23 protein-coding genes are annotated in these 23,517 nt (G+C 50.4%); 8 read left to right on the top strand and 15 right to left on the bottom strand.

From position 1 onward, the window contains the following. Positions 1 to 50: 50 nt before the first annotated feature. Positions 51 to 656, bottom strand: coding sequence for a glutathione transferase GstA (gene gstA, locus AB6731_RS09905; protein ID WP_032677604.1), 606 nt, complete (start codon positions 654 to 656; stop codon positions 51 to 53). Positions 657 to 784: 128 nt separating this feature from the next. Here gstA and AB6731_RS09900 point away from each other — a divergent pair, with 128 nt between their 5' ends. Beyond that, positions 785 to 1,660 (top strand): LysR family transcriptional regulator, encoded by an 876-nt coding sequence (locus AB6731_RS09900; protein WP_282489063.1) that lies wholly within the window; start codon positions 785 to 787, stop codon positions 1,658 to 1,660. Positions 1,661 to 1,928: 268 nt separating this feature from the next. Then, positions 1,929 to 2,435: an ATP-binding protein gene (locus AB6731_RS09895; protein WP_193152213.1), complete on the top strand. Its 507-nt coding sequence runs from the start codon at positions 1,929 to 1,931 to the stop codon at positions 2,433 to 2,435. 231 nt (positions 2,436 to 2,666) lie between these two features. On the opposite strand, the gene AB6731_RS09890 is transcribed toward AB6731_RS09895, so the two are convergent. Both AB6731_RS09890 and AB6731_RS09885 read right to left on the bottom strand, forming a co-directional pair. Further along, positions 2,667 to 3,599: a DMT family transporter gene (locus AB6731_RS09890; RefSeq protein WP_080346963.1), complete on the bottom strand. Its 933-nt coding sequence runs from the start codon at positions 3,597 to 3,599 to the stop codon at positions 2,667 to 2,669. Positions 3,600 to 3,673: 74 nt separating this feature from the next. Then, positions 3,674 to 4,000, bottom strand: coding sequence for a gamma-glutamylcyclotransferase family protein (locus AB6731_RS09885; RefSeq protein WP_047955186.1), 327 nt, complete (start codon positions 3,998 to 4,000; stop codon positions 3,674 to 3,676). A 115-nt stretch (positions 4,001 to 4,115) separates the two neighbouring features. On the opposite strand from AB6731_RS09885, the gene gcvA reads away from it, so the two are divergent. After that, positions 4,116 to 5,018: a transcriptional regulator GcvA gene (gene gcvA / locus AB6731_RS09880; RefSeq protein ID WP_199802878.1), complete on the top strand. Its 903-nt coding sequence runs from the start codon at positions 4,116 to 4,118 to the stop codon at positions 5,016 to 5,018. A 338-nt stretch (positions 5,019 to 5,356) separates the two neighbouring features. Here gcvA and AB6731_RS09875 read toward each other — a convergent pair whose 3' ends face one another. Together AB6731_RS09875 and AB6731_RS09870 are read right to left on the bottom strand one after the other, a co-directional pair. After that, positions 5,357 to 5,794 (bottom strand): hypothetical protein, encoded by a 438-nt coding sequence (locus AB6731_RS09875; protein ID WP_223398344.1) that lies wholly within the window; start codon positions 5,792 to 5,794, stop codon positions 5,357 to 5,359. 417 nt (positions 5,795 to 6,211) lie between these two features. Continuing rightward, positions 6,212 to 7,243, bottom strand: a complete 1,032-nt coding sequence (locus tag AB6731_RS09870) for a methyltransferase (protein WP_014169001.1) — start codon at positions 7,241 to 7,243, stop codon at positions 6,212 to 6,214. A 710-nt stretch (positions 7,244 to 7,953) separates the two neighbouring features. On the opposite strand from AB6731_RS09870, the gene AB6731_RS09865 reads away from it, so the two are divergent. Beyond that, positions 7,954 to 8,961 (top strand): mechanosensitive ion channel family protein, encoded by a 1,008-nt coding sequence (locus AB6731_RS09865; protein ID WP_044857298.1) that lies wholly within the window; start codon positions 7,954 to 7,956, stop codon positions 8,959 to 8,961. A gap of 591 nt (positions 8,962 to 9,552) precedes the next feature. On the opposite strand, the gene AB6731_RS09860 is transcribed toward AB6731_RS09865, so the two are convergent. The 3 genes from AB6731_RS09860 to AB6731_RS09850 form a co-directional block, all read right to left on the bottom strand. Continuing rightward, the gene (locus AB6731_RS09860) at positions 9,553 to 10,230 is read right to left on the bottom strand and encodes a DUF1963 domain-containing protein (RefSeq protein ID WP_113656485.1); all 678 of its coding nucleotides are present in this window, start codon (positions 10,228 to 10,230) and stop codon (positions 9,553 to 9,555) included. Positions 10,231 to 10,478: 248 nt separating this feature from the next. After that, positions 10,479 to 11,123: a leucine efflux protein LeuE gene (leuE, locus tag AB6731_RS09855; RefSeq protein WP_014168997.1), complete on the bottom strand. Its 645-nt coding sequence runs from the start codon at positions 11,121 to 11,123 to the stop codon at positions 10,479 to 10,481. A 206-nt stretch (positions 11,124 to 11,329) separates the two neighbouring features. Further along, entirely contained in the window at positions 11,330 to 11,815 is a 486-nt protein-coding gene (locus tag AB6731_RS09850; protein ID WP_371006290.1) for a GNAT family N-acetyltransferase, read from the bottom strand. A gap of 321 nt (positions 11,816 to 12,136) precedes the next feature. Between AB6731_RS09850 and AB6731_RS09845 the strand changes: the two genes are divergently transcribed. Then, on the top strand, positions 12,137 to 12,448 hold the full coding sequence (locus AB6731_RS09845; protein ID WP_025204747.1) for a hypothetical protein: 312 nt from the start codon (positions 12,137 to 12,139) through the stop codon (positions 12,446 to 12,448). Between the two features lie 167 nt (positions 12,449 to 12,615). On the opposite strand, the gene AB6731_RS09840 is transcribed toward AB6731_RS09845, so the two are convergent. The 4 genes from AB6731_RS09840 to AB6731_RS09825 form a co-directional block, all read right to left on the bottom strand. After that, the gene (locus AB6731_RS09840; protein ID WP_371006289.1) at positions 12,616 to 13,359 is read right to left on the bottom strand and encodes an SDR family oxidoreductase; all 744 of its coding nucleotides are present in this window, start codon (positions 13,357 to 13,359) and stop codon (positions 12,616 to 12,618) included. Positions 13,360 to 13,530: 171 nt separating this feature from the next. Beyond that, entirely contained in the window at positions 13,531 to 14,013 is a 483-nt protein-coding gene (locus AB6731_RS09835) for a glutathione peroxidase (RefSeq protein ID WP_020885093.1), read from the bottom strand. Between the two features lie 117 nt (positions 14,014 to 14,130). After that, entirely contained in the window at positions 14,131 to 14,430 is a 300-nt protein-coding gene (locus AB6731_RS09830; RefSeq protein WP_032677598.1) for an AzlD family protein, read from the bottom strand. Beyond that, entirely contained in the window at positions 14,423 to 15,178 is a 756-nt protein-coding gene (locus AB6731_RS09825; RefSeq protein ID WP_032677597.1) for an AzlC family ABC transporter permease, read from the bottom strand. Before AB6731_RS09825 ends, AB6731_RS09830 begins: the two co-directional genes overlap by 8 nt. Before the next feature lie 102 nt (positions 15,179 to 15,280). Here AB6731_RS09825 and AB6731_RS09820 point away from each other — a divergent pair, with 102 nt between their 5' ends. Both AB6731_RS09820 and AB6731_RS09815 read left to right on the top strand, forming a co-directional pair. Further along, entirely contained in the window at positions 15,281 to 16,660 is a 1,380-nt protein-coding gene (locus tag AB6731_RS09820; RefSeq protein WP_020885096.1) for a PLP-dependent aminotransferase family protein, read from the top strand. Between the two features lie 330 nt (positions 16,661 to 16,990). After that, the gene (locus tag AB6731_RS09815; RefSeq protein WP_371006288.1) at positions 16,991 to 17,467 is read left to right on the top strand and encodes an Rrf2 family transcriptional regulator; all 477 of its coding nucleotides are present in this window, start codon (positions 16,991 to 16,993) and stop codon (positions 17,465 to 17,467) included. 69 nt (positions 17,468 to 17,536) lie between these two features. Here AB6731_RS09815 and oqxB read toward each other — a convergent pair whose 3' ends face one another. Beyond that, on the bottom strand, positions 17,537 to 20,689 hold the full coding sequence (oqxB, locus tag AB6731_RS09810; protein WP_020885098.1) for a multidrug efflux RND transporter permease subunit OqxB: 3,153 nt from the start codon (positions 20,687 to 20,689) through the stop codon (positions 17,537 to 17,539). A gap of 23 nt (positions 20,690 to 20,712) precedes the next feature. Further along, on the bottom strand, positions 20,713 to 21,888 hold the full coding sequence (locus AB6731_RS09805) for an efflux RND transporter periplasmic adaptor subunit (protein ID WP_014168988.1): 1,176 nt from the start codon (positions 21,886 to 21,888) through the stop codon (positions 20,713 to 20,715). Between the two features lie 332 nt (positions 21,889 to 22,220). Here AB6731_RS09805 and AB6731_RS09800 point away from each other — a divergent pair, with 332 nt between their 5' ends. After that, the gene (locus tag AB6731_RS09800; protein ID WP_032670748.1) at positions 22,221 to 22,571 is read left to right on the top strand and encodes a helix-turn-helix domain-containing protein; all 351 of its coding nucleotides are present in this window, start codon (positions 22,221 to 22,223) and stop codon (positions 22,569 to 22,571) included. A 73-nt stretch (positions 22,572 to 22,644) separates the two neighbouring features. Here the strand turns inward: AB6731_RS09800 and AB6731_RS09795 are convergent, their stop codons facing one another. Then, entirely contained in the window at positions 22,645 to 23,478 is an 834-nt protein-coding gene (locus AB6731_RS09795) for an oxidoreductase (RefSeq protein ID WP_371006287.1), read from the bottom strand. Positions 23,479 to 23,517 lie beyond the last annotated feature (39 nt).

The raw sequence follows: 23,517 nt of genomic DNA, 5'->3' as shown, positions 1-23,517 counted from the left end.
TCTTTGCAGACACTCAACATGCTGTGTCCAGCAATAAGCGATTACCTCCCCTACTGAGACGCTTCAGCCAGTAATGCAGCCTGTACAGCAGGTCGGGCATTTATTTTTTCCATGTACGCCGGTAGCGCTGGCCAGCGTTCCAGTTGGATTGAGAAGAATTTACACCAACCCAGTACAGTAAAAAGGTAGGCATCCGCTACGCTGAAGGATGAGCCAGTCAGATAGGTGTTTTCGTCGAGCCTCGCCTGGAGTAAATCGAACTGTCGGAAGAGCTTATCCTGAAAAATCGCTTTGATGTCCTCAGGCAGCGCGGGGTTGAACAGCGGTGCCGAGCCAGCGTGTATTTCACTAGTGATAAAGTTAAGCCATTCCTGCAGACGCACCCGAGCCCAACTGTCCGCGCGCGGTGCCAGGCCATATTCTGGTTTAAGATCGGCGAGGTACTGCACTATGGCTGGCCCCTCAGTGAGTATCTGCCCATTATCCAATTCAAGTGCAGCGACATAACCTTTAGGGTTAATGGTGCGGAAGTCGCGACCATCAGCAGTAAGCTTGCTTTTGTTGTTAACCTTCACCAGTTCAAATTCAATTTCCAGTTCGCGCAGCACAATGTGCGGTGATAACGAACAGGTATCCGGGGCGTAATAGAGTTTCATGTTGTCTCCGTTAAATGTGTAAAGCCATCGAGAAATTCGAAGCAATTCTGAACTCACTGTATTTGACGCGTATTTCACTGTAAAATTAATGATATAGAATTTAACTATTAGCTGAGCTACTGATAATCATGATGAATCTTTTACACTGGCGCCTGCTGGTGGCCGTCGCGGATGCCGGCAACATCTCGCGCGCCGCAGAAGAGATAGGAATGACTCAGTCAGGTGCCAGCCAGGCCATCGCCCAGCTCGAAGCTTCGCTTGGATTCCCGGTATTTACGCGTGAGCGACGGTATATCGGCATTACCGCGCTGGGTGAGCAGGTTATTGAAAATGCACGAAACATGCTTTTGCAGCTGAATGCCATCCGCATACTGGCTGATAAGAGCCGAGACTTACACCGAGGGCGCATTCGCCTGGCCAGTTTTCCCTCAGTGACGTCCACATTGTTGCCAGGGCTTCTGCGCGACGTTAAGCGCCTGCATCCGGGTATTGAAATCGTTGTCCTGGAAGGTTCGGACGAGGAAGTCGAGGAGTGGCTTGCCGCCGATACCGTAGAACTTGGGGTGGTCATGAATCCCGGCCCCGGGCGTGCACAGGTTATATTAGGACAGGATGCATGGGTCGCGGTAATACCAGCGAAACATCAGCTGGCACATCATGCCAGGGCTTATGGCATAACGCTAAAGGCGCTGGCAGACCAGCCCTTTATTCTGGCGACAGGCGGATGTGTCGTTAATGGAAAAAGCCTGATGGAAATGGCTGGTTTGCAACTTTCCGATATACGCGTAACAGTACGCGACTGGATTAGCGCCTGTAAGCTGGTCGGGGAAGAGATGGGCGTCGCCCTTGTACCTGAATCAGCCCTGCCGGAGACGCTGCGCAACCTGTGCGTGGCACCTTTGACGCCTGCTATACACCGGGAATTTGGGCTGGTTTGTTCGTCATCTGGAGCGTCTTCTGATGCAACGCAGACGCTGCTTAATGCGCTACGTAAGCGAAGATGAGCCAGCTGGTGTTATTCATTTCAGCGCCTTGTTAGATGTCCGCTTCTGGCACGAAGCGGCCAAACTCACTGGAGTGGACATTCAATGTATAAGGGAAAAAATTGCTGATTTTGCATTCAGGCCCTGTTAACTTGAATGACAATGAAAACACACTCTGTCCTATTCCATTCAATGATTATTATCACCTGTCTGACTCAGGTGGGATAACGTTCGCCATTTTCCCGCCGGTAAGGCGGGCCTTACCGGTAACAATCCAGTGAGGTAAATAATGGATATCGCTTCAGTAACAACGTCAGAAAAACCCACTTTGCACTTGTTATGTGGGAAAATTGCATCAGGCAAATCCACATTGTCAGCAAAGTTAGGTGCATTACCCGGCACCATAATTGTCAGTGAAGATTATTGGCTGGCTACCCTCTTTGCCAATGAAATGCAATCCATAGCTGATTATGTGCAGTATTCTTCAAAACTCAGAAACGCTATGAAGCCTCATCTGGTGTCGCTACTCAAAGCGGGTCTATCCGTAGTTCTGGATTTTCCGGCAAACACACAAACCAATCGTGAATGGATGATGAGCATCATTAAGGAGTCAGGTGCCAGTAACAGGCTGCATTACCTGAAAGTTACTGATGAAGTATGTAAATCCCGCTTGCGCGCCCGTAATGCAGAAGGAATGCATGAATTTACAGCCTCAGATCAAGAATTTGAAACCATAACGCGCTTTTTCGCAGAGCCAACGGCTGATGAAGGGTTTGATATTATTGAATACAGCTGAATTTACTTTTCTGCACAAAGCGGACCGGCATACGAGCCGCAAGGTCCGCTACGAGCGAAAAGCGGACATTGTTGAGGCCAGAGAATTGTGCATGATGAGTTAAGAATGATTTATTCTCTGCATTAGAACCTGAAAAGCGTTTTAGCATGATGGGTAGTTAAGATAGCAATATATGAATTGGCTTGCTGACATCGTCATATTATATTATCTGTAACCGGCCGACAGTCATCTTTATTTGTTAACGGATACAGTTAAAAATCTCGACTTGAACCAGGACCAGCCACTAACAATACTTATGCCACTCAGGATTAGCATCGTCCCTAAAATAAAACCTGACCGTAGTTGTTCTCTCAAAATAAATACTGCCGTAATGACCCCAAATACAGGCGTCATGAATGAGAGAACACCGAGCTGCGATACCATGTATTTGCGCATTAAACTGAACCAGGCTAAATAACTTGCAAAGGCAACTATTGCGCTTTGGAAGATTAAACTAATAATCCCGACGGTACCAGGGTCAAAGTGATTCTGACCGGAAGAGTATGAATATGCTGATAAAAGTAAAAAACCTCCTGCAAGTTGACAGAAGAGTGTATGTGAGGCTGGAGACTCACTAAGAGAAGAGCATCTGACAATTATGGTAGTGGCCCCCCATGATAGTCCTGCAAGTATCCCCATTATGTCTCCTGCCAGAACCTGACTGGAGCTACCAACTGGATCCTTACCTGACAGAAACGCGACACAAATGCCTGTAAATGTAATTGCTATCCCTAACCATTGTGGCGCACACAGTCGTTCATCGGGCCTAAAAAACTGTAGTCCCATGGCAGCAAAAATAGGTGCTGTATAAAGGAATACTGACATGTGCGATGCCGATGTATATCGCAGGCCTTCAGCAACAAACAGGAATTGCAAACCAAAAAGTATGCCCACTGCTCCCCCGGGAACTAAGCAATTAGCAAAGTTTCTTAGAGGCGTTTTTTTAAAAATAATCAATAAACCTATAAAGCCCGCAGCAGCTCCACTTCTGATTGCTACCTGTAGAACTGGAGATATTTCATCGGCTACTCCTTTAATTGCGACCTGCTGAATTCCCCAAACTATACACAGTGACGTCATGGCCAGTGTGGCATATGTGTCAATCTGTTTTCGTTGTACTGTCACTTGATTCTCCATCAGACCAATTTATTTAAGGTGCCCAGGCCATTGTGTAATCCGTTTGCAGCGGGTCTTCTGGTTTATGCTTTGAGCATATAGATACATGATTGCACTGTCTGACCGGTAGATATGGTTACCTCTACCGGAACACGTTCATACTCATAACCTTCGAACTCATCGAGTATGTGCCAGTGATTAAGTAAATTCTCTGACGTGAAAAGAAAGCCCTGCACACGATTTCCTGAATCATCCAGCACAATTCCCGGATAACCCATTTCTGCTCCCCAACCTTTGGCGAGAAGAGATCCTCCCACGTGGCCCTCCTGCCATGTTCCCCCAATATTTTCAAGAATATGAGCGTTAGGCCGGCCAGGACCGAGAGTCCCGTAAACAAACAAACTTTCCATTATTCCTCCGGTATCGCTATGAAAATAGTAATGTTCTTTATGTTAATTTTGATTTTCGGACTCTGACCTGACAAATTATTTGTTCTCACAACACGCGTGAATTATTATCACGTGTATGATATTCGATCGCCTTCCCCCATTGCAGACTCTGCGCGCTTTTGAAGCCACAGCCCGCCTCTCAAGCATGACGCTGGCGGCAGCGGAGTTGCACGTTACGCATGGCGCGATAAGCCGGCAAATCCGAAAGCTCGAAGAGCATCTGGGTTTTAAGCTATTTTTCAGGCTGACACGGCAGATAATTCTGACGGAGCAAGGGGGTGAATTTCACCATGTGGTTACCCGTCTTTTGAGTGATTTAATGAAGGAGTCTGAACGTCTGCGTGGAAGAAACCTGATAAAGAGTTTACGTATAAGTACAACGGTGTCATTTGCCAGTAAGTGGTTAGCACCGCGTCTCAGCCGGTTCAGGCAGAGATATCCAGAATTTGATATTCAACTGGATGTTACTGACATTAATGTGGATCTTAATGATGGTCAGGTAGATGCTGCAATTCGTTACGGCCTTGGCAATTATCAAAATGTTTCGTCTGAGCGTATGTTTGATGAAACAGTCACCCCTGTCTGTAGTCCAGGTTTTCTTGAAAAACATAATGGTCTGACCGAGATTAAGGAACTTTTAAACTGCGTTCTTCTTCATGAGTACAGAATGCAGGCGAACTGGCAGGCATGGTTTGAGATGGCCGGAGTAAAAAATTTCAGTTGCCATCAGGGGCCCTTATGGACTCTTGGCAGCATGGCGACTGAGGCTGCTATACGTGGCGAAGGTGTTGCTCTCGGACGCAGTCTTCTGATTGCAGATGATGTAGCTGCTGGAAGGCTTGTTGTTCCGTTTCCACGGTACAAGCTTAAGGCTGAACGGGGGTACGATTTAGTCTACCGTCCAGATAATCAGGATTCTTTTAAAATAAGCATCCTAAGACAATGGCTATCTGAAGAAATGAGCTTGCTAAAAGATTGAATGGCGTTTCAGGAAAGGTCCGCTTCTGGCACAGAGCGGACGCACATTCCCACCCGTGAACATCAATGGCATATCTCATGCGACAACATTGCCCTTCCCTTGCCAACAACCAAACCGCTAACCCTACAGTCAGCGCTGGTGGAAGACTCGACACGCTCTGAAGCGCGCTATAGCGTTATCGTCTCCCTGCATGTACCGGAAGACCGATGTCGATCTGCTGACGCCGGTACAGAGTAAAGTGGATGCGCTCATCGCCAGTCAGATCGAAATTACGTCCTGAAAAAAGTGATGCATTTTCATTCGGCTCTCTCACCGGGAATGCGTCGCCACAGGTTTAATCACCACTGCTCCCGTATCACCTTTTTCACCTGGTAGAACACCCGCTGGCAGACTGACCAGAACGTTGACCCTACGGAGGATGAGCGGGATACAGGTTTGTCCTTCTGGATTGGCCTCTCATCGCCGGAGATGCTCTCTTGTTCACCGACGGCGGGCACTGCAGTGCTCTCCGTCGCGACAGGCGGAACCTCAAGCTCCAGCGAAAGCTGATTCTCAGCAGGGATGTTGTCGCCCTCTGCTGCTGTCTCATCCTCGAGTGTAATCCCCTGCGTTTCGAGCCACGAGATATCCAGTTGCCAGGCATGACGAGAGCGTTCCCGCCACACGTCAAAGGCCTCATTCATATTGTCAAATGCGCCCTGAAGGGACCGCCCGTTGACGAGAGCCAGATGAGCCACCACTTCGTTCTTTTTACCCCAGAGCTCGCTGAACCCCATGTGTTTGACTTCATGGCATGAAAGGCATAACGCGATGAGCCCGGTGAGGGTCGACACTGCCTGTCATCGTCGTAATGCCAGATTTCATTGCACTCCACAGGCCATCGTGGTCCCTTTCCACCGCAGATCTGGCATTTCCACCCTGCTGTTCTGGCCGTTTGTTGGCGTAACCGTTTCCAGTCCGATGAAGATACCGCACTACCTATGAAGAGATTGTATTGTCAAAATGGCGGTCATCTTCTGACCGATGACGAAAAGGAGATTTAATGTCTTGTATCAACCTTAGTTGCCCCATTTCTCGTTAACTTTCTGAATTTTTGGATAAAAACCATATGAAATGGGGCTGTGCTAAAAAAAACAATTTCTTCCGTAGAGGTCGACGTTAAGAAACGAGAAAACCTGAATCAAGATACAGGTTTACCTGATTACTGCCTCCACTATGGATAAATAACTGTGTGTATGAATAATGTTACTGATTTTCAGGTCTGCGCCATCCAGCATTTTCCCCAGCGCCTGTTCTGTACGGGCCTGCCCGCCGTCAAAGCTTGCCAGAAGAAGCATGTCAATTTCATACCGGCCATCCTCATTATCTTTATCCTTTATAACGGGTTCTATAATTAATAATTTCGAATCAGCTCGCATGGCCCGACGACAACTCGACAGGATCTGGCAGGCCTTTTCATCTGACCAGTCCATGAGGATATACTTCAGCATATAGATATCTGCAGTAGGGCATTTTTCAAAAAAACTACCTGAGACCGTGTCCCAACGGGTATCGTCCTTGAGCTGATGAAGCACGTTTTTACTCAGAATATCTGACTGATCGAACAAAATACCACGCAATGAGCTGTCCTTACGTAACACCCGTAAAAGCAGATTTCCATATCCTCCAGCAATGTCCGCGACCGTTGCTCCGTGCGGGAAATCATAGGCGTCAGCAATAATTTCGTTTTCCACTGTCGACATCGATGACATACCAGCATGAAAATCATACTCACCACGGGAGTGCTTTTCCTTAGTCCAGTAGTCATAGAACGGCATCCCGAAAAGACTGCTAAAGACATCTTCCCCCTTAAGCGCCCTGTCAAGATGACCTGCAGGCTCCCAGAATGTTTTATCCGTGAGCATCAGTATCGCAGACCGCAGTGAATGGCTGTGGTCCTTACAGAGAAAGTGGGCCGCAGGGGTAAGGGAAAAATAACCTTCCGGGAATTCCTTAAACACAGCGCCGGAGGCAAGGATCCGCATTACCCGCAGAAGTGCCTGGGCGTCAAGTTTCAGCATATCGGCCAGTTCATCGCATGATTTAGGCCCACTGGTAAGATGTTCGGCCACACCCAGTAACGTGACAGACCGGAGTGCAGCAGCCCACATAAAACTCATGCTTTTCTCAAGCAAATATATACCATGATCACAATCCTGCGCTGAAAATATATGTTTGTCAGTCATATTAGCTCCTGAAGGATTAAAAAATGTGAATTTCTTATTTACAGCTACCGGGTACAGTTAAACCTTTATTACTTCATATGTAACGCCCCCTCCCAGAAAACAGGAGTAACATTTAAGTTACATAAGACAGACTCCTGTAAATAAAACCGGACATTAAGTCACCGTTTTTTAATGCTGGTAACTAATACCGTTAAAGATCATGCGTTTTTCAATTCATTTCCGGGTGTGGCCTGTGAATATTGTTATATATATCTGAATGCGAAATTAACGGTTGTTTACGGCGAAAGCCAATCTTCAGCATCCTTAATGTCTCTCGCTGACCAGCGCAGTATGTACCCGGTATTCCGCGCCAAAAAAGCCGCGAATTACAGGTCGCCAGTATCATGCCTGACGAAATCTTGTTTCCGGCACGCGCTGTATCGTTCGTGATGAGGTGAACAGCATCCCGGTCCCGAATGGCTCCGCTTTATTCTCCGTACTGATGTCCGCTGCCGCCTGGTTTCAGGGAACAGCGGCATCAGGACGGCCGCAGAATATCAGTCAGAGCCTGTCTGTCGGGACCGTTCTTCTGCGTTCCCCGATCTGGACGCGCTATAAATCCCTTTTTCAGGGAGACAGATATAAAACGCAAGAAAGAAAATTTATCCGGTTGTGTTCCCTGAACTGAAAAGCGTAAAATTTAACGGTTGCGAATACGAAAGGAGTCGACGATGTCCGGTGAACTGTTTATTCATAATTCAGTGGGGATAATTTTCATGATCTTCGCTATTCCTGTCCTGGGGGTTATCACCTGCCGGGGAGTGAACTTCCGGAATATTCGGTACCGTTTTACTGAGCACCTGCTGGGTTTTGCTTTATGGTCAGGAATTATACTTCTTGGCACAGATTATTTGTATGACGGAATTGCTGATTTGCACATCAGATACCTCTCACGAACGGCGGTGAATTTATTCGGTATCACGCTGATCGCTCTTTTGTTCCTGAGAAAACTGTTTCTGGTTATTGATTATTTTGAAATCCGCCAGATTAATAAAGGACATGATGTGACAGACTCGCGGGTTATCACCCGGGTGCTGAAGATAACCGTTACTCTGATAGCCATGCTGATTTTTGGTCAGCATTTCGGAATGAGTTTCTCCGGCCTGCTCGCCTTTGGTGGTATCGGTGGGATTGCCGTCGGGATGGCAGGTAAGGACATACTGAGTAATTTTTTTGCCGGCATCATGCTCTATTTTGACCGACCATTTAACATTGGTGACTGGATCCGTTCACCGGACCGGAATATTGAGGGTGTCGTGGCTGAAATTGGGTGGCGCTTAACCAAAGTAATGACGTTTGAAAACCGGCCAATGTATATACCCAACTCCGTTTTTGCTGATATCACGGTCGAGAATCCGGGGCGAATGCTGAACCGGCGCATCGAGACCACGGTTGGTTTACGTTATGAGGATGCTGAGAAAATTGCCGATATCGTGAATGATATTCACACGTTTCTGGCTCAAGACCCGGATATCGATCAAAGTCAGACACTGCTGGTCAACTTTAATAATTTTGGCGATTCTTCGCTGAATATTATGGTGTACTGCTTCACGTATACAACGGTATGGAGCGAGTGGCTGGCGGTGCAGCAAAAAGTGTTTATGAAAATCATCAGTATCGTCCATAGCAGGAATGCTGACTTTGCGTTCCCGAGTTCAACCGTTTATCTCTCACAATAACACCGGATCGTATTCACAGGTTAAATCGTCTTTCGTCGCTGGCCACCTCGCTGCACGACTCCATAAAGTCAGGATCAGCGTTTTCACGCTGCGCGAACGAACTCCGGGTCAGCCGGACGGGGCACAGGATGATGCTTTCCGACTCTGACGATCTCCGTCGCGCTCCACCCACTGAAATCCAGATCGAGGGGCAGATGGATCGCACGGATGTTCAGGGTGAAAATGATGTGGGTAGATTCGCCGTCAGGATGACTTATCAGATGAGAGCAACAATTCGCTTATTTTAAGCGTCCATTGCAACAATCTTTCTTCTCCTTTCCCGAGATCTGGAAGGCCAAGTCAGATCTCAAGATCACAGCCGGGTTGCGTTGGCTGAAATGCAGAAGATGGTTCTCCTGGCTTTCACATCAGTGATCGTCAGGCAAAAGACCTTAACCTCTCTTCTGCTTCTAAGATCCGAAAAATACCAATGTCGGATCCGGGCTGTCTAATCGTATGGAAGGCTGAGGGAAATACGGCAGGAAGGAGTTCAAGGCAAAAGGCAGGTGGGAACGGAAAGTCCGCTTTGAGCGATGAGAGGACGTTGAGTTTCTAGTAAAACTGACATGAAAACGTCCAAAGCCCCTCTGGGGATTTGTGAAAGTAGCCGATACCATTGTCCGCCCACATCCAGTTTACTTTTTCTTCTGACCCCACTTGAAAGACAAAATCTTGAATCCCCACACCATGTTGTATCTCCATTGGATATCCTCCAACCTTGGTTCCCCTGTACCGGTTAAAACCATCATAGAATCTATCACTTGCATCCTCATCATCGTTTACGTGAGACAAGTCAATAATATCCCAAGCGTCCTCCCATCCTGGAGCATCATCATTGACACTCACCCACCGAACCGGAAATGCTCGATATGGAGTGTTAATTGCAGGCAATAACTCAAGCCCATCAAGGGTGGCGTATTCTCGTATTAGCCACCCCTCGCCATGAGGTTTATCAAATGGATGGCTTTCCATATTATGATAAAGCACTAAGAGCGCGATCCCCTTCAGTTGTTCAGGAATCACGGGAAGCTCATCTACGCGAATCTGGAGAAGCGGAAACATCGGCTGCCCCTTCCAAACTGGCAACCCTTCACCTGGAAGAGCGACTCCTTTTAAAAACCAGGATGTAATTGGGTCTGCTGTAGGGCGGAAACCACCGACTTGTGCCACAGATGCAGTACGTAATTTGGATCTGAGTTCTTCTAAAACTAACGCACTCTTGGATTTCATAATTGCATCCTTGCGTATGCCCATACTCTTGGATTCTGAAATAGAGAAGTTTTTATTATATATCGTAATTATTACACAACAGACCTAAATATTTCTGTGCTTCCTCTTCAGAATAGTAACGGAGGTCCGCTCCTGGCACAGAGCGGGCGAACTCACCGAGCATAAAGTCCGCTGTGAGCGAAGAGCGGCCGTCCCATCCAGCGTAAGAACGTAAAAAAAAACCGCCGTGAGGCGGTTTAGCTGTCTTGTCAGGAAGTTGCGCTTGCGAGTCGCGCTGCAAATCCAATGAAGAACATACCTACCAGCGCGTTTCCAATGGTTGATAACCTACGGTTGCCTTTCAGACGGCTGAGCAGATAAGAGCCGCAGAAAACGAGGAAACCGAAATAAACGAGAGTAATTGCGAACATTACTGCAGCAAGAATGATAAACGCCATCCAGGAGTGTTCAGCCTGAACATTGATGAACTGGGCGAAGAAAGAGATATAGAACAGCAGCGTCTTTGGATTCAGTAGAGTAACCAGCATTCCGCGCCCGATGATCTCCTTAGCATCAGCTGAAGATTTATTTTCCTGACTCGTTTCGAGAGCTGGCTTAAAGATAGCGCGTATCGTCTGGACACCGAGATAGAAAAGATAGGCAGCACCTGCGTATTTGATGGCGTTAAACAAGGCAGGAGTTGAGCTTATAACCGCGGCCAGCCCACACCATGCCAGCAGAACCAGAAGTACGTCACTCATGAGAATGGAAAATATTGCAGCAAAGCCTCGTTTGATGCCGCTCGTAATGCTTGTTTTAATCACGAACATGGTCTCAGGGCCGGGGGCAAGGACTATCAGTGTCGCACCAAGTAGATACGTCCAGAAATTCACGATACCAAAATCAGCAAACATTTTTACTCCAGCTCTATCGTTTTCAACGAGGCTATTCTAACGTAACCGGTCATAATGAAAACACATCATGGCTACTTTCAATTCAGCCTACGTCCGCTGCTGGCATAAAGCGGCCAAACTAACGGAGCAGAAGGTCCGCTATGAATGAGAAGCGGACCTTCCATAATGATATGGTTTTCAACGGGGAGTATCTTTGCCTGAATGCTTCAGTTGGCACGACGGGCAAGCTTATCTATTGATGGGCCTGAAGTCCGATGATAGTTAACGCTCCTGATAATCTGAGCACCGAGAGACTCATAAAACGTCTGCGCCAGTGGGTCTGCTGTCACAGATAACCAGTCGAGCTGAAAGCACCCGCGTTCTTTAGCACGGCTGGCTATAAAACTCATCAGTTCTCTCCCAATTCCAGCCCTTCTGAAAGGTGCAGAGACAAAAAGCTCTTTGATAAACATTTGCCCACTAAATCGCGGAGAGGGGTACATTACTGATACACATGAGAACGCAGCGATAACTCCATCACAAACCACTTTGTGAACTTCGGTACCGGAGTCGGCTGCAAAGATCTTATCCCTCAGATACACGGACATATCACGCCTGGACAGGCAAAGCGTCTGGTTATAGTAGGTTTCCATTTCGATAAAAATATCAGCCAAATCATCATATTCGTCTGGTCTGCAGATGGAGATGTTCATGTATGGCCCTTGAGCAAAATATAATGATTTATCATAGCGTAAGGAAAACCGAAGTGAGGGAGCTATCTCAACAAAGAGCGCTGCAGCGCTTCCCTCCTCAGAGCACTAATGTTTGCCGCTAGCGGTACACAGCGGCTGGATGCAACTGTGAGCGAAAAACGGAAGTGACCTAAATTTATCGTGGTCATGAGATTCAGTCTGAAGCAAGGTGAAGAATGTCCGATAAATCGAAGTGCGAGATAGCGTTCTTCGTTAATCACACCATGAGGTGCTTTCTGATGATATGGTTATACCCTCACCATCCCTAAAGAGAGAACACTAATGATTGTAAGGACCTGGCATGGATGTGTTCCGCTTGAACATGCGGAAGGTTTTGCAAAACACCTTGAAAAAACAGGGGTAGAGCATTCCAGGAGCATATCGGGGAACAAAGGCGCGTTCGTTCGCAGAGAAACGCAGGGAAGTTGGGAGCATTTCTTTCTGGCAACTTACTGGCAGGATCTGCAGTCAGTGAAGGCATTTGCTGGAGAAAACTATCATGTGGCGGTCACTTACCCGGATGATGAAGAATTTAAGCTACTTTCTGACCCTTACGTTTTCCAGCATGTTGTTGAGGCAATTTCACCGCTTTAATGTCATCTTCCGGGTATCCTGTCGGTATCCCTGAATTGTCGTAATCCCTGATTTGCCATAACCCCCATATTGACTCAACGCATCCACTTAGGGCACAGAGCAGCCTGTTTCATTTGGTATCAACATGCTGCTCCGTGCGAAGACTGTTCTGTTTAACATCACCCGATTTAGACCCTATCACTCAGGTCTTCGCGGGTTGGACCTTGAAAGTAGAGGCTACTTATATGGCAACTACGCGGTTGAACCAACACAAAACGAATCGCTTCCCAGACCGATCGCCCGTTCAAGAGCCGCTCTCCCATTCTGCATTGGCTATCGACACTCGAATTTAACCCTGTAAGTTCGAAATCAGGAGGGTACAGTCCGGTAACCCGTATATTTTCTTCGGACAATTGCTGTGCGAGTTTTGTTGTAAATCCGCTGAGCCCATGTTTGCTGGCGAAAAAAGCGGGGTGCGCAATTGAATCCGTGAAATTCGGGATCCCGCAGGAAGAGATAATTGAGACGATATCAGCACTGTCTGAACGTCTTAACCCAGGCAACAGAGCCTGCGTCAGAAGAATCAACGCTGTCAGGCCGGAACTGACGGTATTAATAATGTCGGTATCAGGCTGGTCGTCTAACGTTCCTGACAACCATTGGGCAGCATTGAGAATTAAAATATCTATGGGCTTGTCTGAAGTTAATAGCAGTGAAGAAAACGCAGAAACGGATTCAGGCCGGGTTAAATCACAGATATACCCTTTTGCCATACCGCCTTCAGCAGTGATAAGACTGCAGGTTTGTTGAATATCATCAGCCCGCCGCGCGCAAAATTCTACCTCAACGCCTTCCCGCGCCAGCCATACGCACAGCGCCTGACCAAATCCCCTGCCCCCACCCGTAATAACCGCTCTTTTGCCTCTCAGCATCTCCATACGTCCTTTCATTAATGGGTATGTTTATGGAGATATAGCATGAGGAGAGGGAGTGACATCTTTCCGTGAGTGCTATTTTAGATGCGGTCATGGCGTCTGCGATGCGCGATAAACGCCCCCTGCAATGAATACTCTTCAAAGTTCAGGCCATCATGACCACAATACTTAGCGTTCAAGCGCAGTAAGGATTGCGGCTTCCATTTTCTCGGGGGTGGTGATCGGCGCAAAACGCTTGAGCGGTTTACCGTCGCGTCCGATCAGGAACTTGGTGAAGTTCCACTTGATTCGTCCCCCCAGCACGCCGGGCAATTCGTTTTTCAGATAGCGAAACACCGGATGCGCTGCGGCTCCGTTGACCTCGATTTTCTCAAATATCGGGAAGCTCACACCGTAATGAATGTGACAGGTCCTGGCGATGTCGTCGGCATCGCCGGGCTCCTGTTTACCGAACTGGTTGCAGGGGAACCCAAGCACCACCAGCCCCTGGGCGGCGTATTTCTTATAAAGCGCCTCAAGGCCGCCGTATTGTGGCGTGAAGCCACATTGGCTGGCGGTATTCACGACCAGCACCACCTTGCCAGCGAAGTCGAGCATAGCGACAGGCTCTCCATCCAGACGGGTGGCTGTCAGTTGATAAAACGTGGTCATAGCGGGATCCTCAACGCAGAACCTGTTCGATGCCAACATTACCACGTCGCGCACAGCGGCGGGGAATGAAACGTGGGAAGTCGGTTCTGTTTCTGGTTGCGCGGCAGGTCTGGAAACTTACCCTAAATAATAGCGAAGTATAAAGGCAAACATCACGCCGCAGATCACCGTCACCGGCATTGAAAAGCGCATTGCAACAACCAACGTTAACCCTAACGCGATCAGATCTGCGGGATTTCCGGAGGCAAAAAAAGGCGCAATGAAAGCCAGCATGACACAACCGGGAGACGATTTAAGTACCGTCATCGCCCTGGGCGTAAGCACCCGGTTTCGTAATATAAGATAAGCGGTCACACGCGTTGCATACGTGGTGAGTGCCATTAATACGATGGCGATGAAGGTCTGATAATCAGGCATCCTCTCCCCCTAAAAATGCGGCAACGGCTAATCCTGCTAAAGGGCCAGCAATGACGTACCACAGGCCGGCAATAAAGTGACATACCGCCACGGAGACAACCAGACTGATTATCCAGGGCACGGCTTTACGAATGCCATTCCACATTCCCCTGACCAGCACAAGAAAGACCGCCGGAAAGGCCATATCAAAACCATACTGGTGAACATCGCCCAGCACCGGGCCAATTAACGCACCGAGTGCGGTACAGAAAACCCACATCGTATAGAAAGATAAAGAGACCGCCATATAATATGGCATGCTGAACAGCGGCGCCGTTTTGTTATTTCTGGAATGCGCGTCATTATAACTGAGTGCCCAACTCTCATCCGTCATAAAAAAAAGCGCAGGTAAGACTTTTCGTTTTGGAAAACGAGAAAGTAAGGGAACCAGCGTCGCCCCCATTAAAATATGACGACTGTTTACCAGTAATGTTACGGCCATAATAAGTAAAAAAGGTGGCGGCGACGTCCAGATTTGTATGGCGGCAAATTCAGACCCGCCGGCAAAATTTAATCCTGTCATCAAGGGAACGTCGAGAGGCGTGAGCCCCTTATGGCTTGCCTGCGCACCCAACACCAGCGCAAACGGGATCACGCCCAGTAATACGGGTAACCCATCTTTCAGGCCACGAAGGATTTCTTTTTTCTTCGTTTCACTCTTATCCAGTAATGGTCTGGCAGAACTGACATCCACACGTTGTTCACTCATGCGTTTCGCTCATTTCGTCTATTTCAAATACTGGCGCCAGAATAAAAGATGTGACACTATCAGTAAATATAAATAGTGTCACATTACACTTATGGTAATCTCATGCGCGAACGTTCTCCGTGGCAACCCCATCTTGCAGAAGGCAATTCATCCCCTACCGATCGGCTGGTGCAGGCGTTGTCAGACGATATTCTTTCAGGCCTGCTGAGGCTCGGCGCGCGCCTTCCGGCGCATCGTGAACTGGCAGATACGCTCGGTATCGCGGTGGGTACTGTAACGAAAGCCTATGGGATCCTGGAGAGACGGGGTCTGGTTCGAAGCGTTAAGGGCAGCGGAATGTTTGTCGCGCTGGCCAATTCCAGAAGCCGAACCTTTATCGACCTGTCGCAAAACACCCCGCCAGCAGCACTGACCTCCCGGTCACTGAGTAAGACACTCACCACCCTCGCCCGGCGTCCTGACATGGATATGTTTAACACTTACGCCCCGGCAACGGGCCATGATGAACACCGGCGGCTTCTTGCGCAGTGGTTCAGTCGTCTGGGTGTCCCGGCCGATTACCAGCATCTCATCTTAACGAACGGTGCTCAGCATGCGCTCTCTGTAGCGTTGTCTACGGTCTGTGAACCTTTTGGCCGACTGTACGTTGAGGCTCAAACCTATTCAGGGCTGATTCAGCTGTCGCATTTACTGAAGCTCACATTAGTGGGGATCCCGATGGATGACGAAGGCATGGATGTCTCTGTTCTGGAAAAGATCCTCGATGAAAATGCGGAAAAAGGCGGTGCTGTCTATGTCACGCCGCTCTTACAAAGTCCGTCCACACGCATTATGAGCCTGGCCCGCCGCCAGGAACTGGTTCGGGTTTGTCGGGAAAGGGGCATAAAGATTATTGAGGATGATGTTTATCGGCTGATGAGCACGACAGAATTGCCACAGATTGCCAAAATAGCCCCCGATATCACCTTATATGTGAATAGCTTATCTAAGATCCTTAATCCAGCATTGCGGATTGGCGGGCTGCTGGTACCGGAGGCGCTGTATTCACGAGCAGAATCCATGCTGAGGGCAACAGCGATGATGGTCTCTCCGCTAAGCAGCTCCATCATGGAGCAATGGCTGATTGATGGCACAGCAGAAACCGTCACCCTCGCAATTGAACACGAAACCCGGCGTCGTTACCAACTCGCTATCGACATTTTAGGGGAGCACGTTTATCGCTCGGGGCTGCCCAGCTTTCATCTCTGGTTACCGTTTTCACGCGATGACGCGCACTCGTTCTACAATGCAGCGCTGGCGACAGGCATCAAAGTGACAGCACCGGCCTCGACTGAAGTGGGTCAACAGTCGGATCAGTACGGCGTCAGGTTATGTATTGGCGGAACGGAGTTCAGCCAGTTAAAGCAAGCACTCTTGAAACTCAACGAGATTGCCGGGCAACTCAAACAGAAACCAGACCCGTTCCCGCTTTTTAATGTATGAATGACAGGATAGGTCTGACTCCTGTTTCTTCTGGCGAGGATAATGTCATTCCCTTTATGTGCTCAAAAAACCAGCGGCGATTCGATCAGCATTTTTTCATAATATTTTTATCAGTCGCCATGATGAAATAGACGATGCTTATACAATCGGTAAAGCGTATGGATGGGTCTTTTGTTGCCATTCGACGCGAAGCGTAAACGCTTTTTTACGGGCCAGGTCAGGCGTTATCTGCTTCAAAAAAATTGCCGTATTTGTTATATTGTTACTTATTGATTATTCACCTCTGCGGTGCCAAAAAGAACAAGATTCACCGCAACCCAGGACAATGAAATGTTAGATTACCGCTTCCCGACAGCTTTGCAGATGGTTCTCAGCGTAGCGATGGCGGAGCAATCGGGTGAACGTTCGACGAGTGCGATTCTGGCCTACGGACTGGAAGCAAATCCGAGTTTTATCCGCAAGTTAATGGTTCCGCTTACGCGTGACGGCATTATCGTCTCAACCCTTGGCCGTAACGGTTCTATTCATCTTGGTCGTCCGGCGGATAAGATCACCCTGCGTGATATCTATGTTTCTGTCATAGAAGATAAAAAGCTGTGGGCGTCGCGTCCTGGCGTACCGGCTCGCTGCGTCGTCAGCGCCAACGCGTGCTGGTACTTTAAATCTATCGCCGATGAAGCGGAGCAGGCTTCGTTAGAGGTTCTGGCTCAACATACCGTGGCCAGCGCGCTGGAAAAGGTCAAAAAAGCCGATACCAGCGGGTGCGATCCGGTGCCTGAAATTGAAGGCCTGCATAAAAAAGCGTAGCCATGCCCTTCCTGATACGAAAAAAAACCGCCTTAACGAGAAGGCGGTTTTTTTGTGCCCTGTAAAAACCTAGGCAGGTAAAACGTCGTTGACCGGTTTGCCGCGCGTAACGAATTTACGCAGCGTCACGTAAAACACCGGCGTCAGGAACAGACCAAACAGCGTCACGCCCAGCATCCCGGAGAACACCGTGATCCCGGTGACACCGCGCACTTCTGCGCCTGCGCCGTGACCGAGGATCAGCGGAATCGTCCCGGCAATAAAGGCGATGGAGGTCATCACAATCGGGCGTAAACGCAGGCGGCACGCTTCCAGCGCCGCTTCCATAATCCCTTTCCCCTGAAGCTCCAGCTCGCGCGCAAACTCAACGATAAGAATCGCGTTTTTACATGCCAGCCCCATGAGTACCACCAGCCCCACCTGCACGAAGACGTTGTTATCGCCCCCGGTCAGCCAGACGCCAAACAGCGCGGACAGCATCGTCATCGGAACGATCAGGATCACCGCCAGCGGCAGGGTCCAGCTTTCATACAGTGCGGCCAGCACCAGGAAAGCCAGCAGCACCGCGACCGGGAAGACGATCAGCGCCGTGTTGCCCTGAGTGGCCTGCTGGAAGCTCAGGTCCGTCCATTCAATATTCATCCCGTTCGGCAGGATCTGCTTAGACATTCCGTCCAGTTGCGTCATCGCCTGTGCCGAAGAGAGAATGCGCGGATCGGCATCGCCAATCAGATCCGCCGCCGGATAACCGTTATAACGGATCACCGGATCCGGCCCGTAGGTGGTGCTGATATTCACCATACTGCCGATCGGCACCATTTCGCCCTGATTATTACGGGTGCGCAAATTCGCAATGTCTTCCACGCTGTCGCGGAACGGCCCGTCGGCCTGCGCCATCACGCGCCAGGTACGCCCGAACTGGTTAAAATCGTTCACATAAGACGATCCCAGATAGGTTTGCAGCGTACCGAACAGATCGGTCAGCGACACGCCCTGCGCTTTCGCCTTATCTCGATCAACCTGCACATCCAGCTGCGGAACGTTAGCCTGGTAGGTTGAGATCGGGAAATGCATCCCCGGCGTCTGCATAATCGCACCGGACATGGTGTTCACCGCGTTTTGCAGCGCACCATAGCCCAGACCGCCGCGATCCTGGATGTACAGCGAATAACCCGACCCCTGCCCCAGCCCTAAAATCGGCGGTGGCAAAATGGAGAAACCAAAGCCCTGCTGAATTTGAGCGATTTTGGCATTGATCTCAGCGTTAATTTCCGCGGCCGTGTGTTTACGCTGATCGAACGGTTTCAGACCAAAGAAGACCGTCCCGGTATTCGGCGTGTTGGTGAACTGCAGCGCGTTAAGCCCAGGAAAAGCGACCGCATAATCCACGCCTTCGGTATTCATCCCGATTTCGCTCATTTTGCGTATCACCGCATCGGTGCGGGCCAGTGAAGAACCTTCTGGCATTTTCACGCCGCCAATTAAATACAGCTTATCCTGGGTAGGTATAAACCCGCCGGGGACCGCTTTAAACATGACGCCAGCCGCGCACAGCAGCAGCACATAAACAACAAACACCGCGCCACGACGTCCGAGCGTTTTCCCCACCAGCCCCTGATAACCGTTTGAGCTACGGTGGAAAAAGCGGTTAAACGGACGGAACAGCCAACCGAACAGACGATCGATAAGCCGGGTCGGGAAGTCTTTCGGGGCACCGTGCGGTTTTAACAGCAGCGCTGCCAGTGCCGGCGAGAGCGTCAGCGAGTTGATGGCGGAAATCACCGTCGAAATCGCGATAGTCACCGCAAACTGTTTGTAGAACTGGCCGGTTACCCCGGAGAGGAACGCCATCGGTACAAACACCGCGCACAGCACCAGCGCAATCGCGATAATCGGCCCCGAAACTTCACGCATCGCCTGATGCGCCGCCTGAAGCGGAGAAAGCCCCTCTTCGATATTTCGCTCGACGTTTTCCACCACAACGATGGCGTCATCCACGACGATACCGATAGCCAGCACCAGCCCGAACAAACTCAGGGTATTCAGTGAGAAGCCAAGCAGGTAGAGAATGCTGAACGTCCCCACAACCGATACCGGCACCGCGATCAGCGGAATAATCGACGCGCGCCAGGTCTGCAGGAACAGGATCACCACCAGTACTACCAGCACCACCGCTTCCAGCAGGGTCTGCACAACCGCGCGAATGGAATCGCGAACGAAAACCGTCGGGTCGTACGGTGCTGCCCATTTCATATCTTCCGGGAAACGCGTGGCCAGTTCGTTCATTTTCGCGCGCACGGCGTTAGACAAATCGATGGCGTTCGCACCCGGGGACTGGAAGATACCAATCCCGACCGCGTCTTTGTTGTTGAGCTGGGAACGCAGCGCATAGCTGCCAGAGCCCATTTCAATACGCGCCACGTCGCGCAGGCGTACCAGCGAGCCGTCTTGCGCCGTTTTCAGAATAATATTGCCAAACTCTTCTTCCGTGTGCAGACGCCCCTGGGCGTTAATGGAGATCAGGAAATCGCTCTCTTTCGGCAGCGGCTCGGCGCCAAGCTGCCCGGCGGAAACCTGAACGTTTTGCTCCTGCATCGCCGTCACGACATCCGAGGCCGTCAACCCGCGGGCTGCCACCTTGTCGGGATCCAGCCAGATGCGCATCGCGTATTCGCCAGAGCCAAAAATCTGAATCTGGCCCACGCCCGGCAGACGCGCCAGTTCGTCCTTCACTTTAAGCGTGGCGTAGTTACGCATGTACAGTGAATCGTACTTGCCGCCCGGCGAAAACAGATGCACCACCAGCGTCAGCGTCGGTGATTGTTTCTGGGTGGTAATACCCAGACGTCGTACATCTTCTGGCAGACGCGCCTCGGCCTGTGACACGCGGTTTTGCACCTGAACCTGCGCCTGATCCGGGTCGGTACCCGGGCGGAACGTCACGGTGGTTACCAGTACGCCGTCAGAGCCTGCAACGGATTTCATGTACATCATGTTTTCAACGCCGTTGATGGCTTCTTCCAGCGGCGTCGCCACGGTTTCTGCAATCACTTTCGGGTTGGCACCCGGATACTCCGCGCGCACCTGCACGCTTGGCGGTACGACGTCAGGATATTCGCTCACCGGCAACAGCGGGATAGCGATTAATCCTGTGATGAAAATCAGAATCGACAGTACTGCGGCGAAAATCGGCCTGTCGATAAAAAAGCGGGAAAAGTCCATATGTCGGATTCTCGGGTAAGGGATCAGTTAAGCGCGGCGCTGGCGGTCATCGGAACGGTTTTCGCGTTAACCGGCATACCCGGCATAAACACTTTTTGTAAACCGTCGACGATGACTTTATCGCCAGGGTTCAGCCCCTGCTGCACGATACGTAAACCGGCGGCCAGACGTCCCGGCGTGATATCGCGGCGCTGCGCTTTACCTTCTTTATCAACGATATAAACGTATTTGCGATCCTGATCGGTCAGCACCGCTTTATCGTCGACAAGCGTGGCTTTGAATTCAGCGCTGCCCGGCAGGCGTACGCGGGCAAACAGTCCTGGCGTGAACTGACGCTGCGCATTATCCAGCAGCGCGCGCATACGGATGGTGCCGGTGCTCGGCGTTAACTGATTATCAAGAAAATCCACCTTGCCCTGATGGGGATAACCCTCCTCCCCCACCAGACCAATCTCAACCGGGAGTGCCAGGTGATTACTGGACGCGCCCTGCCCGCTGCGGGCAAGATTTTGATAGTGAAGGTAGGTTGCTTCATCCACGTCAAAGTAGACGTAAACCGTTTTCAGGGAGACCAGTGTGGTGAGGACGCTGGCACTGTCACCCGCAGTGACCAGATTACCGCTGGTGATCAGCGCGCGGCTGGCGCGTCCATCAATAGGCGCGGTCACTTTGGTGAAATCGAGGTTAAGTTGTGCCGCGTCAACAGCAGCCTGCGCGGCGCGAATGTCGGCCTGCGCCTGGGCGGCGGCCGAACGGCGCTGCTCCCACTCTTCACGGGAGACGACGTTGGTATTAACGAGTTTATCGGTACGGTTAGCCTCACTGCGCGCCAGGCTGGCCTGCGTTTTGGCTCTCGTTAAGGTGGCCTGCGCCTGTTCCAGCGCAGCGCGATAGGTTCTGTCATCGATAGTGAACAGCACCTCGCCCTTTTTCACTTCCTGGCCGTCGGTGTAATTCACTTTATCAATGTAGCCGGAGACGCGGGGGCGCAGCTGAACGCTTTCCACCGCTTCAATCCGGCCGTTAAAGCTATCCCACTGACTGATGGATTTCACTACCACGTCAGCGGCGCTCACAGCGGGCGCTTGTGGGACGGCATTTTGTGCCACGCCGTCATCGCATCCGACAAGCAGCATGGAGAGGAACATCGCTCCCAGCGCCGTCAGATGAACGTTAACCCAGGGTTTTTGCAGGCTCATTATTTTTATTCCGGTAATGGTGGCCGCCGGGCAAGACGCTGCGGGAGACGCGGCGCCACTTCCTTTGTCCGGACTGGCTTGAGACTATTTGTGTCGTTCATCGCCACAAAACTGTAACAGTTGCGAATACACTATCGCGGCGATTGTAGGAAGGCGTCAGATTTAGTGCAAGAATAATTAATACACTTTATGTGCTATTTGGCTCAGGGACAAAAGGCGTGTTTTCGGCAAGGATTTAAATGCAACAATAAAACTTGCATTTAATGTCAGAGCGAGTCATCTTTAAATGCAACAGACAAAAATGCTTTTTAAAACGCGGCGTGGGGGAAACCATGAACACTGACGCATTTATTCATGATCTACTCGACTGGATCGACAACAACCTTGAAAGCCGCCTGGACATTAACACTGTTTCCAGGCGCGCTGGCTACTCGAAATGGCATCTCCAGCGGATCTTCAAGGAACATACCGGGTATCCGCTGGCCGAGTATATTCGTGCACAAAAGCTGCAAAAGTCGGTCGAGCGCTTAACCCACAGCGATGAACCGATCCTGAACGTGGCGATCGCGCTGGGCTTTGACTCCCAGCAGTCCTTCAACCGCAGCTTTAAGCGTCAGTATGGCCAGGCCCCCGGGGCATGGCGTCGCAGTACCGTCTGCCCTGAACGCCAGCAATCAACCTAGTGTCGCGGCTTTCGCCGCGACCCGTACAGGCCGGTGGCAAACCGGCCTGTAATCATGTTCCCGTGTTCACCGCTCAGCCGTCCGTTGAACGTGTTAACGCTTCCCAGTGATCGATTTCCTCACCTAAACGCGCGAGCTTTTCCCGCACTAAACTCAAAGCATCACTGCCAAGCAATAAATGCGTCGGCGGGTTCTGGCTCTCAATGATAGCCAGCATGGCGCGCGCCGCTTTTACGGGGTCGCCGAGTTGCTGACCACTTTTTTCCTGACGAGCCTGGCGGACAGGATCGAATAACGCGTCATAGTCCGGGATGCTGCGCGCGCTGCGTACCATCGAGCGTCCTGCCCAGTCGGTGCGAAACGAGCCCGGAGCCACCGCAGTGACATGTATGTTGAATGGAGCAAGCTCTTTGCTCAGCGTATCTGATATGCCTTCGAGCGCAAATTTACTGCCACAGTAATAGCTGATGCCGGGCAGAGTGATGAAACCGCCCATCGAGGTGATATTAAGAATATGGCCGTGACGACGCTGGCGCATGCCCGGCAGCACGGCTTTGATCATCGCGACGGCGCCAAACACATTCACCTCAAACTGGCGGCGCATGTCTGCGAGCGAGGACTCTTCCAGTATGCCTTCGTGACCGTAACCGGCATTGTTCACAAGGACATCAATCGGGCCGACGGTAGATACACTCTGCGTAACCACTTCATCAATTTGCGCATAATCCGTGACATCAAGCAGGCAGCCGAATGCCCGCTGCGTATCGAGTGCCTCGAATGCCTGCTTTGCTTCGGGGGTGCGCACGGTCCCCACGACCCGATGGCCTGCGGCGAGGGCTTCCTCCGCCAGGGCACGACCAAAGCCGCTGCTGACGCCGGTGATTAAGATTGTTTTTGCAGATGCCATAAATAACTCCCATGAACAGTGAAGGTTGCATGGTATTCT

The sequence above is a fragment of the Enterobacter sp. RCC_40 genome, assembly GCF_041360735.1.
In the GTDB taxonomy this organism is placed as follows: Bacteria; Pseudomonadota; Gammaproteobacteria; order Enterobacterales; family Enterobacteriaceae; genus Enterobacter; species Enterobacter ludwigii.
This window is presented reverse-complemented; position numbering and strand designations above follow the sequence as displayed.

Excerpts from the sequence above, each read along its gene's own strand:
- gstA (WP_032677604.1), bottom strand. The coding sequence starts at position 656 with ATGAAACTCTATTACGCCCCGGATACCTGTTCGTTATCACCGCACATT.
- AB6731_RS09900 (WP_282489063.1), top strand. The coding sequence starts at position 785 with ATGATGAATCTTTTACACTGGCGCCTGCTGGTGGCCGTCGCGGATGCC.
- AB6731_RS09895 (WP_193152213.1), top strand. The coding sequence starts at position 1,929 with ATGGATATCGCTTCAGTAACAACGTCAGAAAAACCCACTTTGCACTTG.
- AB6731_RS09885 (WP_047955186.1), bottom strand. The coding sequence starts at position 4,000 with ATGGAAAGTTTGTTTGTTTACGGGACTCTCGGTCCTGGCCGGCCTAAC.
- gcvA (WP_199802878.1), top strand. The coding sequence starts at position 4,116 with ATGATATTCGATCGCCTTCCCCCATTGCAGACTCTGCGCGCTTTTGAA.
- AB6731_RS09875 (WP_223398344.1), bottom strand. The coding sequence starts at position 5,794 with ATGGGGTTCAGCGAGCTCTGGGGTAAAAAGAACGAAGTGGTGGCTCAT.
- AB6731_RS09870 (WP_014169001.1), bottom strand. The coding sequence starts at position 7,243 with ATGACTGACAAACATATATTTTCAGCGCAGGATTGTGATCATGGTATA.
- AB6731_RS09865 (WP_044857298.1), top strand. The coding sequence starts at position 7,954 with ATGTCCGGTGAACTGTTTATTCATAATTCAGTGGGGATAATTTTCATG.
- AB6731_RS09860 (WP_113656485.1), bottom strand. The coding sequence starts at position 10,230 with ATGAAATCCAAGAGTGCGTTAGTTTTAGAAGAACTCAGATCCAAATTA.
- leuE (WP_014168997.1), bottom strand. The coding sequence starts at position 11,123 with ATGTTTGCTGATTTTGGTATCGTGAATTTCTGGACGTATCTACTTGGT.
- AB6731_RS09850 (WP_371006290.1), bottom strand. The coding sequence starts at position 11,815 with ATGAACATCTCCATCTGCAGACCAGACGAATATGATGATTTGGCTGAT.
- AB6731_RS09845 (WP_025204747.1), top strand. The coding sequence starts at position 12,137 with ATGATTGTAAGGACCTGGCATGGATGTGTTCCGCTTGAACATGCGGAA.
- AB6731_RS09840 (WP_371006289.1), bottom strand. The coding sequence starts at position 13,359 with ATGCTGAGAGGCAAAAGAGCGGTTATTACGGGTGGGGGCAGGGGATTT.
- AB6731_RS09835 (WP_020885093.1), bottom strand. The coding sequence starts at position 14,013 with ATGACCACGTTTTATCAACTGACAGCCACCCGTCTGGATGGAGAGCCT.
- AB6731_RS09830 (WP_032677598.1), bottom strand. The coding sequence starts at position 14,430 with ATGCCTGATTATCAGACCTTCATCGCCATCGTATTAATGGCACTCACC.
- AB6731_RS09825 (WP_032677597.1), bottom strand. The coding sequence starts at position 15,178 with ATGAGTGAACAACGTGTGGATGTCAGTTCTGCCAGACCATTACTGGAT.
- AB6731_RS09820 (WP_020885096.1), top strand. The coding sequence starts at position 15,281 with ATGCGCGAACGTTCTCCGTGGCAACCCCATCTTGCAGAAGGCAATTCA.
- AB6731_RS09815 (WP_371006288.1), top strand. The coding sequence starts at position 16,991 with ATGTTAGATTACCGCTTCCCGACAGCTTTGCAGATGGTTCTCAGCGTA.
- oqxB (WP_020885098.1), bottom strand. The coding sequence starts at position 20,689 with ATGGACTTTTCCCGCTTTTTTATCGACAGGCCGATTTTCGCCGCAGTA.
- AB6731_RS09805 (WP_014168988.1), bottom strand. The coding sequence starts at position 21,888 with ATGAGCCTGCAAAAACCCTGGGTTAACGTTCATCTGACGGCGCTGGGA.
- AB6731_RS09800 (WP_032670748.1), top strand. The coding sequence starts at position 22,221 with ATGAACACTGACGCATTTATTCATGATCTACTCGACTGGATCGACAAC.
- AB6731_RS09795 (WP_371006287.1), bottom strand. The coding sequence starts at position 23,478 with ATGGCATCTGCAAAAACAATCTTAATCACCGGCGTCAGCAGCGGCTTT.